Source organism: Selenomonas ruminantium AC2024, assembly GCF_000687995.1.
Taxonomy (GTDB): domain Bacteria; phylum Bacillota; class Negativicutes; order Selenomonadales; family Selenomonadaceae; genus Selenomonas_A; species Selenomonas_A ruminantium_B.
Map to the genome: position 1 here is coordinate 1,907,737 of NZ_JIAC01000001.1, position 17,917 is coordinate 1,925,653.

20 protein-coding genes are annotated in these 17,917 nt (G+C 44.6%); 5 read left to right on the plus strand and 15 right to left on the minus strand.

The annotated features are described in order from the left end of the window. Window positions 1-45: 45 nt before the first annotated feature. On the minus strand, window positions 46-765 hold the full coding sequence (locus P157_RS0109065; RefSeq protein WP_026760722.1) for a metallophosphoesterase: 720 nt from the start codon (window positions 763-765) through the stop codon (window positions 46-48). A 783-nt stretch (window positions 766-1,548) separates the two neighbouring features. On the opposite strand from P157_RS0109065, the gene P157_RS0109075 reads away from it, so the two are divergent. Then, window positions 1,549-2,040, plus strand: a complete 492-nt coding sequence (locus P157_RS0109075) for a cupin domain-containing protein (protein ID WP_026760723.1) — start codon at window positions 1,549-1,551, stop codon at window positions 2,038-2,040. A gap of 143 nt (window positions 2,041-2,183) precedes the next feature. Here P157_RS0109075 and P157_RS0109080 read toward each other — a convergent pair whose 3' ends face one another. The 6 genes from P157_RS0109080 to cooS form a co-directional block, all read right to left on the minus strand. Then, window positions 2,184-3,395 carry an MFS transporter gene (locus P157_RS0109080; RefSeq protein WP_026760724.1) on the minus strand — a complete coding sequence of 404 codons (1,212 nt, stop codon included), beginning with the start codon at window positions 3,393-3,395 and terminating at the stop codon, window positions 2,184-2,186. Window positions 3,396-3,560: 165 nt separating this feature from the next. Beyond that, complete coding sequence (locus tag P157_RS0109085; protein WP_080695477.1) at window positions 3,561-3,794, minus strand: hypothetical protein; 234 nt, start codon at window positions 3,792-3,794, stop codon at window positions 3,561-3,563. 343 nt (window positions 3,795-4,137) lie between these two features. After that, window positions 4,138-4,914: an ABC transporter ATP-binding protein gene (locus P157_RS0109100; protein ID WP_026760726.1), complete on the minus strand. Its 777-nt coding sequence runs from the start codon at window positions 4,912-4,914 to the stop codon at window positions 4,138-4,140. 2 nt (window positions 4,915-4,916) lie between these two features. After that, on the minus strand, window positions 4,917-5,675 hold the full coding sequence (locus P157_RS0109105; protein WP_026760727.1) for an ABC transporter permease: 759 nt from the start codon (window positions 5,673-5,675) through the stop codon (window positions 4,917-4,919). Between the two features lie 31 nt (window positions 5,676-5,706). Continuing rightward, the gene (locus tag P157_RS0109110) at window positions 5,707-6,654 is read right to left on the minus strand and encodes an ABC transporter substrate-binding protein (protein ID WP_026760728.1); all 948 of its coding nucleotides are present in this window, start codon (window positions 6,652-6,654) and stop codon (window positions 5,707-5,709) included. A gap of 4 nt (window positions 6,655-6,658) precedes the next feature. Further along, window positions 6,659-8,692 carry an anaerobic carbon-monoxide dehydrogenase catalytic subunit gene (gene cooS, locus P157_RS0109115; RefSeq protein WP_080695420.1) on the minus strand — a complete coding sequence of 678 codons (2,034 nt, stop codon included), beginning with the start codon at window positions 8,690-8,692 and terminating at the stop codon, window positions 6,659-6,661. A gap of 215 nt (window positions 8,693-8,907) precedes the next feature. Here cooS and P157_RS0109120 point away from each other — a divergent pair, with 215 nt between their 5' ends. Beyond that, entirely contained in the window at window positions 8,908-9,303 is a 396-nt protein-coding gene (locus tag P157_RS0109120) for an RrF2 family transcriptional regulator (RefSeq protein ID WP_026760730.1), read from the plus strand. 143 nt (window positions 9,304-9,446) lie between these two features. On the opposite strand, the gene P157_RS0109125 is transcribed toward P157_RS0109120, so the two are convergent. The 3 genes from P157_RS0109125 to P157_RS15520 form a co-directional block, all read right to left on the minus strand. Further along, window positions 9,447-10,904 (minus strand): DASS family sodium-coupled anion symporter, encoded by a 1,458-nt coding sequence (locus tag P157_RS0109125; protein WP_026760731.1) that lies wholly within the window; start codon window positions 10,902-10,904, stop codon window positions 9,447-9,449. Between the two features lie 636 nt (window positions 10,905-11,540). After that, window positions 11,541-12,095, minus strand: coding sequence for a hypothetical protein (locus P157_RS0109130; protein WP_026760732.1), 555 nt, complete (start codon window positions 12,093-12,095; stop codon window positions 11,541-11,543). Between the two features lie 2 nt (window positions 12,096-12,097). Next, complete coding sequence (locus tag P157_RS15520; protein WP_155266733.1) at window positions 12,098-12,250, minus strand: hypothetical protein; 153 nt, start codon at window positions 12,248-12,250, stop codon at window positions 12,098-12,100. Between the two features lie 153 nt (window positions 12,251-12,403). Between P157_RS15520 and P157_RS0109140 the strand changes: the two genes are divergently transcribed. From P157_RS0109140 to P157_RS0109150, 3 genes are all read left to right on the plus strand, one after another. After that, window positions 12,404-12,643 (plus strand): hypothetical protein, encoded by a 240-nt coding sequence (locus P157_RS0109140; RefSeq protein WP_026760733.1) that lies wholly within the window; start codon window positions 12,404-12,406, stop codon window positions 12,641-12,643. Window positions 12,644-12,786: 143 nt separating this feature from the next. Further along, window positions 12,787-13,170, plus strand: coding sequence for a methyltransferase family protein (locus P157_RS15855; RefSeq protein WP_419185408.1), 384 nt, complete (start codon window positions 12,787-12,789; stop codon window positions 13,168-13,170). A gap of 56 nt (window positions 13,171-13,226) precedes the next feature. After that, window positions 13,227-14,048: a YdcF family protein gene (locus tag P157_RS0109150; RefSeq protein WP_051598571.1), complete on the plus strand. Its 822-nt coding sequence runs from the start codon at window positions 13,227-13,229 to the stop codon at window positions 14,046-14,048. Window positions 14,049-14,251: 203 nt separating this feature from the next. On the opposite strand, the gene P157_RS15745 is transcribed toward P157_RS0109150, so the two are convergent. The 5 genes from P157_RS15745 to P157_RS0109175 form a co-directional block, all read right to left on the minus strand. Continuing rightward, the gene (locus tag P157_RS15745) at window positions 14,252-14,500 is read right to left on the minus strand and encodes a hypothetical protein (RefSeq protein ID WP_230578468.1); all 249 of its coding nucleotides are present in this window, start codon (window positions 14,498-14,500) and stop codon (window positions 14,252-14,254) included. Between the two features lie 414 nt (window positions 14,501-14,914). After that, the gene (locus tag P157_RS0109160; RefSeq protein WP_026760736.1) at window positions 14,915-15,256 is read right to left on the minus strand and encodes a cytochrome c biogenesis protein; all 342 of its coding nucleotides are present in this window, start codon (window positions 15,254-15,256) and stop codon (window positions 14,915-14,917) included. A gap of 25 nt (window positions 15,257-15,281) precedes the next feature. Continuing rightward, a complete protein-coding gene (locus P157_RS0109165; RefSeq protein ID WP_026760737.1) occupies window positions 15,282-15,854 on the minus strand; it encodes a cob(I)yrinic acid a,c-diamide adenosyltransferase in 573 nt (190 codons plus the stop codon). Window positions 15,855-16,190: 336 nt separating this feature from the next. Beyond that, window positions 16,191-17,015, minus strand: a complete 825-nt coding sequence (locus P157_RS14280) for a hypothetical protein (protein ID WP_037368279.1) — start codon at window positions 17,013-17,015, stop codon at window positions 16,191-16,193. A gap of 80 nt (window positions 17,016-17,095) precedes the next feature. Continuing rightward, window positions 17,096-17,779 carry a hypothetical protein gene (locus tag P157_RS0109175; RefSeq protein ID WP_026760738.1) on the minus strand — a complete coding sequence of 228 codons (684 nt, stop codon included), beginning with the start codon at window positions 17,777-17,779 and terminating at the stop codon, window positions 17,096-17,098. Window positions 17,780-17,917: the final 138 nt, after the last annotated feature.

Below are 17,917 nucleotides of genomic sequence, written 5' to 3' on the forward strand. Positions count from 1 at the left end.
TTAGCCGTAAACTAAGCCCTTCTTCTCGTTTTTATATTCTCCTCGCTATATCGATGACTGATATACTTCCCCACTTAATAAATCAGCGCAGGATACGCGGCCATTCCCCATGAAACTCCCCGTGTCCATTAAAACCAGCCTGCCATCTTGTAACCATTGCGGATTTGCCTGATAGCCTAAGGCCTGCACAGGAGTATGCCCCAGAACAATAATCTGTTTTCCCTGGTGAAGTTGTGGATGCATTGCCAGGCTTCTGTTCCATAATAATGTTTTTGTTTTTTGCTCGGCTAGAGGAACATCCGGCTCACAATCAGCATGCATAAACCAATATATCCTGCCATTAACCTTGACTTCTGTATATAATGGCAGTTGCTCTATCAGTTTCAGCCAACTGTCAATGAGTCTATCCTTCCGGTCTGCCTTTTCTATTTCGGATAAGGTTATACTGCCTCCGTTGTTGAGCCACAATGCTTTAGGCGAACCAAATAGAAACGACAACAGATTATCCGGCTCATCTTTAGCTTTCATAGCCGTATAAAACATCTGCTCATGATTGCCGCGCAGGAATACTATATGCTTTTGGCCTAAGTGTTCCATTACCCACTCCATCACTGGCACCGGTTGCTCACCGCGGTCAAGATAGTCTCCCAGGAAAATCAACAAGTCCTTATCAGGATTGAAAGCCGCCTTTTGATAAGCCATCATAAACCGATCCCATTTACCATGAATATCACCAAAGACCAATAATCTTTCTATTCTGTCCATAGTAACTCCCAATGCCCCTTTTATCTACGGAGTTGGTAGCACCTACATAACCTACCACATATCCGATTGATAGATAATACAGTTCAAGGATAAAGTCAACTCTTTCATGATATTCCATCGCATTTTATCTCAAATCTGTATCATTTTTCCTTTGAAACAACACACTAGCTCTTCCTGGCATTTTCCTTCTCTGTGGTCACAACAACCACCGTATCGTCATCATCTATTTCCGCTCCACATCGAGGGCAGCATCCATATTCTGTACCGTCGGCCAGTTTTCGTTTTCCCTGGCATTTCGTGCAAAAATCAGTCTTGCACCTCTTACAGTGTAAAATTTCACCAAAGTCTCTTCTCCCGCATCGGGGACAGCCATCGTAATACTTAGCCATAGTAATGCTCACCTCTTTATACAATCTGTGTCCATCACGACCTAAGGACACATTATTTGCCATCTTCGCTTCTTTTCTACAAATCTGCCGGATATTCCTTCTCCACACAAAGCATTACAAACCATTACACTGCGGCAGGTATCCTGCCACAAAAAATATAACAAACATTAGCAGGTGGCGGCAGCCATCCTGACTTAATCTATTACAGATTTTGTTTTTGTCTGCCGCATTATACGGGCGTCAAAAACAAAAAATCCGGCGGGCAGGCGGCAAAAGGAGGGGTGATAAGCCTGCAAGAACATCCACTGTTTATCTATGAGGAGGATTCTGCTGGTTCATATCGAAATGAATTACCAGTGTTGTAAATCAGGTTTTATCGAAAGGGTGGTTTTGCATGAAAAAACGTTTGGCAATCCTATGTGCATTGGGCTGTATGGCATTTGGAACGGTTGCTTTTGCTGCGGACAGCAAGGCAGCCGCACCGGATGAGCAATGCTACACACCGGATAAGCTGATTACGCTGGACAAGCAGGATGTCGCAAAAGGAAAAGGCACTTTATATGGAAAATTCTCCTTTACTCGCGATATGCCACCTGCAGAGTCTGCCATGAAAGAAATCGGCTGGATGACCTTAAGGAAAGGCGCATCCATCGGCCTGCATAAACATGCTTTCAACGAAGATGCTTATATCATCATTTCCGGCGAGGGTATCTTTACGGATGGCACTGGCAAAGAAACGGTTGTACGGGCTGGCTCCATCACCATTGCCCGCCCCGGTCAGTCTCACGCGCTCAGAAATGAAAAGGACGAGCCCTTAGTCTTCCTGGATATTATCGCGCAGAACGATACCTATAAGGCAAATCATCCTGAGACCAACAAGAAATAAGTCGGATATTGGCAACCACGACTAAGTATAAAAAATGAGACTGGTGCATTGCATCAGCCTCATTTTTATATCCTTAGTTTTTAATTTTTGCTAGAACCTCTTCGGCGCTGATATTGTTTGCCAGCATGTAATCGGTGAGATCTTTATAATCCCCCATCAGCTTTCTTGGTTTTCAGATCATCCAACACAACTGTTGCATCATCCTTGCTCCGATACTGAATAACTGCCAGCAACAAAAACAAGCCCATTATAGCGGCAATCCAGCCAAACATTCTGGTAAAACCAATTTCCCCAGCTACAGTTCCCAGCACCAAAATACCGGTACTCGTGCCAATATCCAGCATATTGTAGAACGTGGCACTGGCTGCACTGTGCCGGTCCGGCCGCACCTGATTGAGCATCCATGTCAAAAGTGCCGGTAAAAGGGCACCAGCGCCTAAGCCATAAAAAGCCGATGCTGTTAGCATCCAGCCCAACGACGGAGCCCAAAGCAAAAGCCCCAAGGCCGCCAAGTACGAAACTGCCCCCGGGAGAACCACTGCAAAGGCCCCATAACGATCCAGTAACCTGCCGCCGAAGGGACGGGATATAAAGATGAATAATGTACCGATTACAAAGAAAAGGCCAGCTCCCTCAATCCCCTTTTCCGCTGCCAGCATGGCAATGAAGGTATTGACGCTGCCGTAGCCAGCACCAAACAAAATGGTCAGTAGTGCCGGTCCCCCGGTATTGCGTTCACACAAGCGGTTGCGGATGGAAGACTTGATAGGCGAAACTTCAGGAAGTTCTGATGCATGCTTTTTCCCCCGGCAGATATAGGCAAAGAACAGGGCCAGCAGGGCAGCAGTTATCGACGATAAGAAAAGATTTACTGCCCCCTCAGACAAAAGCCACAATCCTAAAGCTGGAGCCATAGCCATAGCGACAGTACTTCCCAAACCGAAATAACCGATCCCCTCGCCCCGGCGGGAAGCAGGAATCACATCGGCCGCCAGCGCCGCCGCAAAAGTCGTAGACAGGCCAAAGCCAAAACCATGGATTACCCGGGCAAACACCAAGGCATGGATGTTGGCAAACAGCATATAGCCAAGCGTTGCCAAAACACAAAGTACGAGACCAGCATACAAGCAAATTTTCTTACCAAAAGCCCGCACTCCCGTGTCCGTAAACAAGCGGATAAAAATCGCTGAATAACCAAAAATACCGCCAATTAACCCCATTTGCATTCCTGTAGCCCCGAGACTTGCCGCATACAGGGTAATCGTCGGTAGTAAAAAATGAAAACTTGCAAACAACAGGCCATTCGCCGCAATTAACGCACCGAAATTCCGTGTCCATAATTTTTCTTTTGTCAAAATGATGTCGCTCCTCTCTGTAATTGACCCGTCAATTACAATCTCCCATTATAGTATGTAATAATCAACATGTCAATTTGCTATTATTGAAGAACGCTGCTGTCCCTCCCCTTGCATACAAAAAGGGATGTGTTATTTCACACCCCCTGTAAGGTACTATATTCCTCATGCAGCCATTTCCTTTACATACTGCACGAGTGTTTTTTCGTCTGTGGCTATCATTGATTCCGGTACATAGAGGAAAACTCCTTCATCAATAGCGCGGGCTTCCTCTGATACATAACAGCCGTCCTTGGTCATAAGTGCAACATCCAGTCTATCTATCGATATCAACCGCTTGCCACTTACATCGATTAGTCTAGCCGGATAATCTTCACCGTCAAATTTGATGGTTATCATTTTCATGCCACGACCACACTTTTATTCTGTTCTGATGCTCTGTTGGACTTTTTCGGATTCTGATTTCTCAGTGCATCAATAAGCCGCACTGCACTGCCTTCGTTAAATTTCCTAGGTCTCTCTTCAAACCGTAACACACACATTTCGGGGATTCTCCTTTACATCTTAATTTTTGACAGCATTTCCACCGTCAAGGGGATAGCCAATAACATACCATAAATCCAGATAAAACTGCAAGCTTATTTTTCATTAGCCTTTCTGCGCCAGGACAATACCTGCAAAAACCAGCAGCATGCCCATTCCCATAGCCAGCGTCAGAAACGGATAAATGTGTTCCATTATCTCAAATGTAATATTCGGTTTTATCCTCAGGTTTTAAGGCAAAGCACTCAAAAACTCGTTCACGGATATCCCAGAAATCCGGGCTGGTACGGTCGCGCTGACCATGCAGGTCTACCGGCAGTATGGTTTTAATCTGTCCAGGATTTGGTGTCATGACCACAATGCGGTCTGCCAGCACCACCGCTTCATCGATATCATGCGTGACAAAAATAATGGTCTTTTTCTGCTCTCGGCAGATAGCCGATACCTCATCCTGTAATTTCATACGGGTTAAAGCATCTAACGCCGCAAATGGTTCATCCATAAAGATAATTTCCGGGTCAACTGTCAATGCTCTCGCTATTGCCACACGCTGCTGCATCCCACCGGATAGTTCTGCCGGATGGCTGTCTGCAAAATCCTGCAAGCCAACAACCTCCAAATAGTGACGAGCAATTTTTTCCCGTTCATCTGCAGGAAGCTGCTGTTCTTCCAATCCGAGTTCTACATTCTTTAGTACAGTACGCCAAGGCAGTAAGCCATAGTTCTGAAAAATCGTCACATATTTCGGACTAGGCTTAGCCACGGTTTGTCCATCAATCGTAACCGTTCCAGCACTAGCCCCTTCAAAGCCTGCCAGAATATTGAGCAGGGTACTTTTGCCGCAACCAGACGGCCCAAGCAAGCAAATAAATTCTCCTTGCTTTATCTCCAAATCCACATGGTCAAGAGCTTGAAACACACTGCCATCCGCCTTGGTAAACTGACGGGATACATCTTCCACTTTTATATAACTCATACTTAGGTCCTCCTCGTTAATCCCCACCGGCGGTAAATCTGCCCTTCCAGATAACTTACGATTCCATCCAAGACTAAGCCCAGAACACCAATGGTCAGTATTGCAGCCATCAGCCAGTCTGCTCTTAGATTATTACGGGCATCAATAATCAAAAAGCCAAGACCAGATTGCGCACCAGCCATTTCTCCAGCAACGAGGAATACCCAGGCTGTCCCTAAAGCTAAATGCAGGCCTGTTGCAATACGGGGAAAAACTGCGGGGAATACGATTTTCCCTAAAATCTGAGGCTGGCCTATGCCAAAATTTTTAGCGACCTTTAAGTACACAGGTTCCATCCCCTGCACCGCCGCTACAGTGGCCAAAAGCACGGGAAAAAAGGCAGCGATAAATATAATAACAAGAGCGGGCATTTCACCAATGCCGAAGAATAATACGATAAACGGCAGCCAGGCCACAGGTGATACCGGGCGCAATACCTGCGCTACTGGATTAAGATAATTCCAGATTTTTTTATACCAGCCTAATACCAATCCTAAGGCCATGGCTAAAACCACTGCACTGATATAACCCAGAGCAAATCTGCTGAGACTAGCACGAATATCTGCAGCCAGCACACCACTAGCCAGAAGTTCTCCCAAACCACGCACGGTTCCTAATGGCGAAGGAAACAACGCTTCATTCCAGCCCCCCAGCCAGGTTACGATTTGCCAAAACGCTAACAAGATAATAAGCGAACCACCAATATATTTAACCTTATGCATATAATCACGCCTTTCCACTCCTGCCCAACATTTACGGCAGGAGCGTTCTGTCTACAAAATCCTCATATTCCGGTATGCGTTCAATCAATTTTGCCGCAGACATACGCTTTACTAGTTCGGCATAAGCCTCAGGCGTAATCTGCAGGTCATCATAACGAATGAGTTTCAAAGACATTTCCACGACTTTTGCCTTAGCCTTCAAATATAGCTGAGCAATTTGGGGCTGCTCTTCTTCATGTTCGGTTAGATGCTTTCCAGCAGCTAAATATTTTGCTGTTGCTTTCTTTGCCAGTTCATGATGTTTATTCACAAAATCACCATTAAATACGAGAGCACAGCATAAGCTATCCGGCCATAAATCTTCTGCTTTAGCCAAAATATGCCCTTTCCCCAGAGCAATCGCTTTGGCACCAAACGGTTCGGCTACACAGTAACCGGCAATCTGACCCTGAGCAAGTCCTGCCGGCATTTCCGGTGGTGACAATTCTACAACCGTCAAATCCTGAAGACTCATGCCATGCTCGGCAAGCATCTGCTGCAAAAGTAAATTATGGGTAGACTGCTTGTGCGGTATGGCAAAGATTTTGCCACGCAAATCCTCGACTTTTTCAATGCCATTTCCACCGATAATCACATTGCCATCCTTATGTCCCAAGGCCGCAGCCCGTACGTCGATGCCTTGTTCTCTGGCCTTTACGGCAAGTTCTATAAGCACAGACGCGCCATCCACTTTACCGGTATTTAATGCATCCATAAGTTCCGGCCATGAGCCATATTTAATCAGCTCTACCTGTACATCATCATCTGCTGTCAGCAGTTCTTTTTCCGCAAATAGGGGCAAAGCATGTGTTATGGGCAGATAGGCAATGCGCACCGTATGTTTTTCTTCCGCTGCACTTTGTCTATCTCCTGACCATAAAAACCAGCCTGCACCACCTATAAGCAGGAGCAGAAGTATTACACTCCATAGTTTTCGCATAGCGTTACCCCCAGCCTAATTTTTTTCGTGCTTCTTTCATATCCGCAACAATTTTTTCACCTAACTCCCGTCCATTGACATTAACCGTCATTACGGCTCCTAAAAGGTCTTTCGTATCTTCTTTTAGAAATTTTTCGACTGCCGTTGAGCCTTGAACTGGCGGTTCCACGCAATGATAAGAGTCAATACCGAATAACCGGAATGCCAGGGAAGCATCCAAGCCTTTTTCATTCGACCACTCCGGGCTGGCGAAAGCATAAGGCATATCCTTAATTGCTTGTCCGGCTTTTGCCGCTACCCCACCAAAAATTCCAGACGAGCGGGTGTTATCAATACACTCACCCACATGCCAAACCGGTGGTACATCATATTCCTGAACAAACTCCTTTAAGGACTTACCACACCGTTCTGCCCCCTCCTTGCTGCAATACCCGAGTTTCAACAGCGGGAACGATGCACAACCATTGGTTAAAATCAGCACATTATTTTCCAGTAGAACATCCGCTACATCAAGTGTTGCTTTTTCATAAACCACGCGTGGATTGCTGCAGCCAACCATATTGACAATACCTAAGATACGCCCATCCTTTAACGCCTCATAAAGCTTTTGGAAATCATCAAACTGCGCACCTACGTTTTCTGCAGTAAAACCAATATCTGCCGTAACTTCATACTGTGGAATCGATACAGCTACATCACGGCGGTCAGCGAAGCTTTCAATGGCTCTGGTCACAATCTTACGAGCCAATTTTTCCGTGTCACCGATATTGCTGTGTCGATAATCATAAGCATAATGCTCAGCCCCCGGCAAACGCGCTGAGTCACTGGTAGTGACCACTGTTGTCTTAAAGCAACGAGCAACATCCATAATCGCCGGATAAACATCCTGCACGTCAGCCACCCATAAATCCAGTGCTCCTGTCCCCAGAATAAGTTCTGCACCTACTGCATTAGACAAGGGAATTACCCCTTCATAGCGATACATAGCCGCCAGGCAAGAACAACAAATCCCATAGAACTGAATCCCCTTGGCACCTTTTTCCCTTGCCAGTTCCACCATTTCCGGCAAATGGCCTATGCGAACAATTTCACTGACCAGGGTCGGTAGATGCCCATGTACAGCAATATTGACGTACCCTTTCTTTAGGGCACCAACATTGACTTTGGAAGTCGCCCGATGGCCGGTGCCGAACAGAACATCTGTACCAATATTTGACGCTACTACACCAGTAAAGCAGAATGCCAGACCACAGCGCAGGAAGGCCTTCAATATACTTTTATAATCGCCGTCCGTTCCCACACCTGTACGGTGATACGCATCAAATACTTCCTGATAAGCACTTATGGGAATAATCCCCAGCTTATCCCATACAGCTTGACGCTCTGCAGGTGCCAAAGAGCGGATAGTTCTATAATCATCCGGCAGTGGACGAGATAAATCATCCAGCAGCACATCGGCCAATTTCCCCACTAACCGTTTTGCTGACTGCCCTCTGGTTTCAATGCCAAAAGCCTGACATACAGCACGAAGTTTCTTCTCTCCCAAAATCGGCAGATTCAGCTTGCCTTCGGCAACAAACTTCATGGTAAGCAATATTTCTCTGGCATGGGCACCATGCTGGGCTACACCAGCAGCTGCACTGCGCAGAAGATTTCGTGCCACGATTAAATCCGCATCTGCACCACACACACCTTTTGGGCTTTTCTTGGTTATCTTACATGGCCCCATATTGCAGAACTTACAACATACACCGGCAAGGCCGAAAGAACATTGTGGTTTCTGTGCATCGAAGCGGTCAAAGATTGTCTCTTGTCCTAACTCATCCATCCTATGCAAAAGTTCCTTCACGGCAGGGTCTGGCGTTTCCTCCAGAACGTCCTTCTTTGTAGCAAAGGTTTTACGATATTCTGCTACAGCCTGCATATAGTCATTTACACCGCCATGCTCATGAGGATGATTGGCATCATGTTCATGGAAATGCCAATCCGCATGTTCATGAACATGGTCATATTCGTGATGGTGATTTTCTGTCGGCATAATTTTCTCCTACTCTCCAATACAAATACATTACACAGCAACAATACTCTTTTTTAACATCTAAAACTTAACATTTTATATTTACATTTAAAAAAATCATGTTTAGATTGTATACCTTCTTACCCATAGTGTCAATAGGTATTTTATTATTGCGCATCCAATTACCTTGTAGTATAATAGGTGATAAAATTTTTCCATACCAAGGAGTTGATTATATGATTTCCACTCGCGGGCGTTATGCACTTCGCGTTATGGTTGACTTAGCTGAACATGAAAAGGGGCAGTATATCCCACTTAAGGATATCGCTGCCCGTCAGGAGCTTTCCAAGAAATACCTGGAAATAATTGTGAAAGATTTAGTTCGCAGCCATCTGATTATTGGCACAAGCGGTAAAGGTGGCGGCTATAAACTGTCTCGTCCACCAGAGGACTATACGGTCGGAGAAATTATCGAACTTATGGAAGGAACTTTGGCTCCTGTTGCTTGTCTGGCAGATGGAAATCCGGAATGTCCCAGAAAAGATATTTGTAAAACAAGGCCTCTATGGGTTGAATACTATTCCATGAAGCATAATTTCTTCTACTCGAAAAAATTATGCGACTTATTTTAATCCACACACCACCGGAGCTCTGCAACAACACAAAAAGCATGGCACATTGTCCAATAAACTATGTGCCATGCCATTAAAACTTATCATTCCACAATTTTGATAGCCATTTGGATGATATCTTCAGTTGCAGTCAGCTATGAGACCTAAATGATAATTCCAAGCCACTTCCAATATGTTGCCGCCATCAGCATAATGAGGCTATAAGCTATTACGGTCAGCGGAATACCTGTCTTTATAAATGTCTTTGCCTCAAATGTTTCCGTACCGAAAGCCACCATATTCTGTGGAGCATTTACCGGCAGGATAAATCCAAAGCAAATGACATATTGCAAAATCAGTGTCATTCCTACAACGTTAAGATGTGAATATTCGGCTGATCCTTGAAGCACCGAAATAATAATCGGAATCATCGCTGCCGCTAATGCAGTTGCACTAGCAAATCCCATATGAATCACAATCAGGAACATAGCCAGAATAGCTATAATCATAAAAGCAGACGTATGATACAGACCAAATACATTCACAATCATATGCGCTATCCAAGTTGCAGCCTTGGTAGATAGAACTGCAGAACCAAGACTAATTCCTACACCAAACAGCACCAGTGTTCCCCAACCAATTTTGGCCTGTGCTTCTTTCCACGTCATAATCCCTATCCCTGGAAGCATCATGGCCGTTATTGCCGCCATTGTCGTGGAAGATGTATCAAAGTTATGCAATATCTTTTCCGTAGACCATAGAAATAACAGCAACAGGGATATTCCCAGCAGTTTCTTTTCACTCAGCGTCATCGGGCCTAACGCTTTCAATTCCCGTGCCACGGTTTCCTGCCCACCTTCTATCTCATCCATTTCAGGAGGGACAAGTTTCAACAACAAGAAATACAAAATCACGCTCATAATTGCAGCAAAGGGAGCCGCTGTTATAAACCAATCCAGCCAGCTAACAGTTGTCCCCAACTGTTTCTCGATAAATTCCAACGCAATCATGTTCTGTGCCGCTGCCGTCTTTATCCCAACATTCCAAATGCTGTCAGCCTGAGCGATGGCAATCATCATCACCGCTGAAAACCGACTTTTAAGTGGCACACCAAAAGCGGCAATGATGCCCATAACAATCGGCACCATACATGACACTCTGGCTGTAGTGCTGGGGACAAAAAAACTTAGGATAAAACCTACCAGAATTACTCCGGCTAGCACATTTTTAGTCTTGGCACCAATCTTAGACAGAATAAACAAGGCCAAGCGTTTATCAAGACCAGTCTTCATCATCGCGGCTGAGATAAATAACGCTGCCCCTACCAAGGCAAGAGCAGGACTAGAAAATCCCGACATTGCCATTTTTAGCGCTCCGGAAGTTCCTAAAACCTTATCAGGATTTATCATATTCGGTGCCGTGCCAAGCATGAATGCCATAAGCGAGATGATTATTACAGCAGATACCGGATAAGAAACCGTTTCAAACATCCAAATTACGACAGCGAACACCAATATCGCCAGCATTCTATGTCCTGCTGTTGACAAATCTGGTGGTGTAGGCAACAAAAGTATCACCAACAGCGTAAATAATCCTAACGGCAAACCTATCTTTTTTCTCATTTACATTCATCCTTTCACGCAAAAAAGGCACACCTCACTCAGGAATTTGTGTTCCTCAATGCGATGTACCCCTTTGTACATTTACTATACATTATCTACATATGTTCTATGCTTTTTTTACATATTAACTTAATTGATATCTTTTGTCAATATGTTTTTTGTAAACTTGTAAACAAGAAAACTAACTTAATTCTTGATAAACTTACATTCTAAAGTGCATATATCAAATGACTACGCTGACTTGTTAAACTATAAGTCACCATACTATCACCACAGATTCAAGCAAAGATGCATTTGCGATTCCTAATCGAGTGTGCATTACCACAGTCAACCAGCTTTATTTATGTAAAAATATACAGTACCGCAAGCAGTATTCTGTCATATAATAAGTCACATAGCATTTACAGGCACTGTCCTCTCCCCAATCCCCATTGGACAGCGCCGTTTGTGAGCTTCCCCAGTTCGCATAAAGAATAAGCCCTGACTGGTCTTTCCCCAAAACCAGTCAGGGCACTTTTTATATCATTTTCATGTTCATCCATAAAACATCATTATCAGCTATCTAGTCAATGCAGATGTTAATTATTAACATCCATGCTTATAATACCTTCAATTTGTCCTTTCAACTAAATGAAGCTATAAGCCCTGCCACGGCGCTCTGAACGCAGGTAATGACCTTATCTGTTTATCCTGCAGTTCATAAACTATGCCGTTATCTGCCAGTTCTCGCAAAAATGCATTTAGATAAACAGGGCTTTCAAACTTCTGCATGAAATCCAGTGTAAATCTGCCATTTACCGCTGAGATTTGAATGGTGATGTCCATAACAGTGGCACTCCAGGCGTGGAACTCTTTTATATATTTTTCCGCTTCTCCGAAATTCGCTTTTCCCACATAGCTCACATTGGCCGCAGCAAATCGATTGGCAGCCTCATCAACCTTTGCCATCATCTCCAGTCTTTCCTTATGCGTTCCCTTTGCCAAAAGCATTTTGGTCAAGCCGGCCATATGCGCCACGCCGGACAGTACCATCTCTTCATTTGCCTGTGCCGCAGTCCTATTCCTATATGCCTTCACCTGCTCAGGGAGTGGCAATTTACGCAGCTGTTCATCATATTCCAGAAAAGCACCTCCGACCAGGCTTTGATGAGCCCGGGGTGCATGCAGGGCCTGGCGCTGATTAACGCACAAAATTACGGATACCGCTCCATCGTGGTATCCACTGCCCTGCGTAGTACCACAGGGTCAACAGCATCCTGCAGCCGTATACGGATTTTAATTGTATATGGATTATCCTTACGTGAACGATAAAGGGGAATGATTTCGGTAAACAGTCTCTGTTCCATGCCAGCACCTCCAACCTCAAGCTACAACTATTTTACCATAAAAAAGCGACACGACCTTCCCCGCCTGTCTGAAAACAGGAAAAAAACGTTCTGGTGACGAATAAAGACTTAATTTCACACAGATATAACTATATGATTAGGGAGGTCTGCCTTATGACCATTGAAACGGAACGAAATTCACAGGCACAAGCTAACCCTGTATTCATGACGGCAAAAACTGCCATCTGCCTTATGGCTGCCGCTAATATTCCTGATGCTTCCACAATCGTCCGTTGCTTAGAACTTGAAAATCGTGACCCTCTGCAAAATATGATTGACCCTGATGTTATACTTGGCAATGCTCTGGTAGTTGAAACAAAATATCGCGCCATGTGCTCTTTGATAAAAGATTAACTTGCTTCGCTTGTTTCCAGAAAGGATAATGCTGTATGAAAGGAGCTTGGCTAAAGGCAATTCTATTATTGCCCTTTAACGTTACAGTCATAATCCCCATCCTGCTGTTATGGTATACAGATTATCAGTGGTGCATTCCAGCAATGTCACAAATCATTTTAGGCGTTATATTATTCTGTGGTGGATTGGGCTTATTTATCAAAACCACACTACTTTTTCATAAGATGGGCCAGGGAACCCTTTCGCCATTAGCGCCGCCTAAGCGGCTCATTATTCAGGGGCCATATAAAATAGTCCGTAATCCGATGCTATTAGGAATCCTTTTTATCCTGTTATCAGAGGCGCTTCTTTTTAGTAGCTGCTGTATTTTTATATATACGCTTATCTTTTTCCTTATTAATTGCATATACTTTAAGACTGTGGAAGAAAAGATGCTAATCAAACGCTTTGGTCAGGATTACATCACATATAGGAACAGTGTTCCCATGTGGCTGCCTAATTTTCGCGGTAAATGCAAGGTGAATTAATATCCACATTCTAATCCTTTTCAATACATAAAGCTTTTTGCGGAGGATGAAATGCCATGCAGAATCATACGAAAACAAATCTCCCACATCAGCTGCTTGCTGATGCCGCCAACACACTTACCCGTTTTCTCGGTGTGCGCGACCTACCAAAACTAAGCCACAAAACCTTACAACGCAGATATGGCATTGAACAGGCAGATGTGCTTATGCTTTTCGGTGGCACTATTCCCTTTGGCTGTGATGTTGCTGCTGCCGCATGGAGGCGAGGCGTGGCCCGTCACCTGATGATAGTTGGCGGCATCGGTCATACCACGCAGTCTCTTAGGGGTAAATTTAGAACCAGATTCCCGGATATGGATACCGATGATAAATCAGAGGCTGAGCTGATTGCTAGCTACCTGTCCCGGAAGTACGATATTCGTGATATCCTCCTGGAAACAAAATCCACCAACTGCGGTAATAATGTCACTTATGCCCTAGCAAAACTCAAAGAGGCAGCTATCCCGGCAAAATCGCTCATAATCATGCAGGATCCTTCTATGCAACGCCGCATGGCTGCCGGCTTTGCCAAGGAGCTGAAACATGGCAAGGATACTACCATCATAAACTATGCGACTTATCGTCCCTATCTTACTGCTAAAAATGGTCCCCTACGCTTTATCCGCCAATATTGGGGCCTATGGGATATAGAGCATTATATTACACTGCTTCTAGGAGATATCTCCCGTCTCAGAGATGACACGCAAGGTTATGGCCCTAATGGCAAAGGTTTCATCACGCATGTAGATATTCCACCGGAAGTCGAAAAAGCTTTTCACATTCTAAACGTCAGCCAACTGGGCACCATCCGCACTGCCAACCCAGCCTTCAGAAGCTAACGCATTGGATTTATGACGAAATTAACGCGGTTTGATATATGCTTCAATACCCTAGCTGCCGGAGAGTGTAAAATGGGAATAAAAAAATCCCTAAAAAGAATTAACACTTTTGAGCGATTAGGGATATAAAGAACAGAAGAAAATTATTTAGAGAGGTGATTACCATGAAAGAGCTGATTCGTAATAAAATGAATGATACCGACTTAGGCAATGTAGTTGGGGGGGAATAAGCCCGAAGAAAAAGCCCCAAAGAAAAAGCAGCCTAAGATTGAAAAAGTTCCTGTTCCCGTTCCACCAATTAATATCATTCCTGTTCCACCTTTGGACATAGACAAAATCGATATTTCCTTTCCTTCAGGAAAAAAGTCCCCAAAAAATGAAAAGAAAAAGTAATTAAGATGGTGAAAAGAAGGTGAGACACTCTGTAGCAGTTGTTCACCTTCTTTTTTCATGCCCGCGATTACACACTAGCTACCATCAATAGTCAAGCCCTGACTGGACGTTCATCCATACCAGTCAGGGCTTACTTGTTATGATATGAACATGCGTTCATGCGAGGGGGCGGGGACATTACATACCATTACAGATGTTAATTATTAACATCCTTATCGTTTGCTGGTTACGCCAATCTCCGTATATATCATGCCATGTTTGCCACGTTCTGACCGCATTAGGGAGATATGTTCTATGACCATTTCTCCCTGTGGCGGCTCGACTTCAGGCAAAATCGTCTTGCCGTGATAAGTTGCCTTGCGAACCACTGTAATATGTGGATTAAACCGCCACGCCGGAAGCTTTTAATCGTGACTGAAAAGCCTCCAAAGCATCTATCATAGGGTCCGTAAACTGAATGCTAATAAAAAGCCTCATGAATTTCCCATCCCCTTATCCGAATACAGTGGGATTACATTGATTACCGGTTCCTCGTAAGGATGAACCTCACGAATTGCTTTTAATGTCTCCTGCAGAGCCTCCTCCTGGATGTTGACCTCTACTTTTATTTCCGGAGCTTCGCTGATTTCATCACATGTACCAATATATGGCTGGCTTCCCTGCAATGGCCGCCAGGTTCCCGTCACATGGCTGTATGCCAGACAACTGTCATAGTTTCCGATTTTTCCAGCCCCAACTGACTGCAAAGCCTGCCGTAACTTAGCAAGATGTGTTTCCGGTATGAAAATCTCCAGCTTTAACTTTGATACGTTCATGATTTTATATCCTCCTGCTCGTGTGTTAACACTCAATCCCCTTACGGGCCTCAACGCCCTTTGTATAGTAGTGCTTAACTTCCTTCATGTCCGTCACAAGATCCGCACGCTCAATCAGCCAATCTGGAGCGCCTCTTCCGGTCAACACCATTTCCGTATCCTCCGGCACCATTTTCAATAGTTCCTCAACAGCGGTTCTGCCTATCAAACCAAAATGCAGTGCCACATTTAGTTCATCCAGGATTACCAAGCCGTATTTTTTTGAAGATATGGCTCTTTTCACTTCCTCAAAGCCCGCGTTTATAAGTTCAATATAATCTTGCGGAGGCTTTCCTTTCGGAAATATCACGACAGCATCTCCAAATTTATCTTGTAACTCATTGCTTAATGTTCCTTCTTCTGCAATGAAAAACGGCTTTCCACTGGTTCTTAAGGTAAGCTCAGGTAAAAATCCCTGCAGTATCTTCTGCTCACTGTATGCCAGACTTTTCATGAACTGCATGATATATACTTTCCTGCCTGCCCCTAAGGCTCTAATGGCAAGACCAATGGCAGCCGTAGTCTTTCCTTTGCCATTTCCTGTATAGACCTGAAGCATTAAGCTGACCTCCTTTAATGTGTATATAATTCCGTATCTATGGCCAATCTCCTTCTTACCGGGAGGAATAGCTGCCCCTATGGTATAACCTAAAATATACATTCGCTAGTCTCTCTTTACCTGTTACCTAAAAATGACGCCAGGCTTAGCACCTTGCGTCATTAGTCATTATTTATTGTTGTTTACCACACGCATAATCTGTTCTTCTGCGCTTCAATGTTGATAACCAGGCGTATGCGCTCATTCGTTTCTAATGCTACTGCGTGAAATATTACATCGAAGGTTATAGCGACTATTAGACGGAAGTTTCAACGGCTAGGGAGTGAACGGCATGGTTTACGGTGCGAATGACGGTGTTACCTCACCCACTTCACCATCCAGCGAAACCGTCATCTGGGTTTCGACGTCAGGCATGGGCATTTCTTCCACGCTGTAATCCTTCGGCTCGGCTTCCCGTGCCCGGGCTTCATCGTTGTCAGCGGAAAGCTTTTCATCTTCCTTGTCGTCCCGCTTACGGCGGTGCTGTTCCAAAGCCGCGGCACTTTTAGCCATGGCGTAGAGGTCTTTGTTAAACTCCATCAGTTCCTTTTCATCGGCAGGAGAAACCTTGCGACCATGCATGATGCGGGATGCGGTTTGCATGGCGCGGCTCATCTTGTCGTTGGCTTCTTTCATGGCGTCACTGTTCTGGCGGGCATTAGCCGCTTCGTGGAGCAGGAAGTTATGCAGGGAAACGCCCTTCTTCATATCCTGAATCTGTTTGCTCGTGGCCAGTAGCTGCTTCTTCACATCATCGGAAAGGTCAATCCGCTGACCTTCGACCTCGATATAGCCCTGCTTCACCGCCCGGCTAACCATAGCCGCATTTCCAAAACTGATGACAAATTTATTACTGTCCCCCTGGCGAGAAACGGAAAAATCAATCCGGGGTTTCGCCGTCTTTTCATGGGATGCCTTTTCCTTATTTGCCTGCTGCAGTTCATAACCAGCTGCGGAAATATCCACCTCGTCCTCAGTCGTTGAATACTTAGCCGGTGTTTCTGCATTCTGAGCAGGAACAGTCACCCCATCCAGCCTAATGCGCTCATTGAGCTTTTTTGCCGTAGGCTGGCTGGTGTAATAGTCCAGCTCCTGCCTGGTGAGATTTCTTAAGACACGCATAGACTTATCCTCCCTGATAAAAGCACTTAATCCTTCTTATTGAGTATATCGAGTCAATGCCATCGTACCTTAAGCTCTTTTTATCTCTCCAGCGCTAAAAAATCGTGTCCTTCCTCACCGAACAGCCCTTTTCTGAACATGGGGATAATGGTCAGCCAGCCTAGCAGCAAGAATACACCGAATGCCGGCATCAGCATGAGTATGCGGATAGTTTCCCGGAAGGGTCTGCCCTGCTTACATTCGTACCGAAGCAAGCGCCATAATACATAAAACAGCAACAGTTGTTTTATCTGATAGAGTGTTGCATTATTTATTCCTGGCACTCCTATCTCGCCGGCCATATTCATCAGGAAACCTATTACAAAACAGGCGGCAAGATACTTCAGGAAATCTTTGTACCTTAAAAATATTTTCAGATGTTTCCGATTGGCAAAGATGGTAATAACGGAGCCAAACAACATGGGCAGAAATCCGAAAAATGGTATCATTGCGGCCAATATGGCAGCACTACTGGCAGCACAAAGCCAAAGGCGAAGCATAAAATGAAGGGCTCTGCTTTTCCAGGCTGTTTGCAGGAGTACGATATAAATTACTGTCCATAAAACAAATTTGACTACACGCATGAGTTTCATAGCATCTGCATCTGCTAAGATGATGGCGATATAGGCGCAAATATTTGCGATTATGGTCAGTTTTATCAGCCAGATATATTTTTCATAGCGTTCTTCCTCTGTGGGAAATATTTTCTCAAAACTTAAGGTCATAATGTTCCCTGCCTTTCGTAAAATTCCACAGGAAATTATAGCATCCCAGCATTAGATTTTCCTTAGAATTTGACATGTCAAATGTCAAATGTCAAAAACGGCCATCGCACTATAAATGCGATGGCCGTTCTATCATGC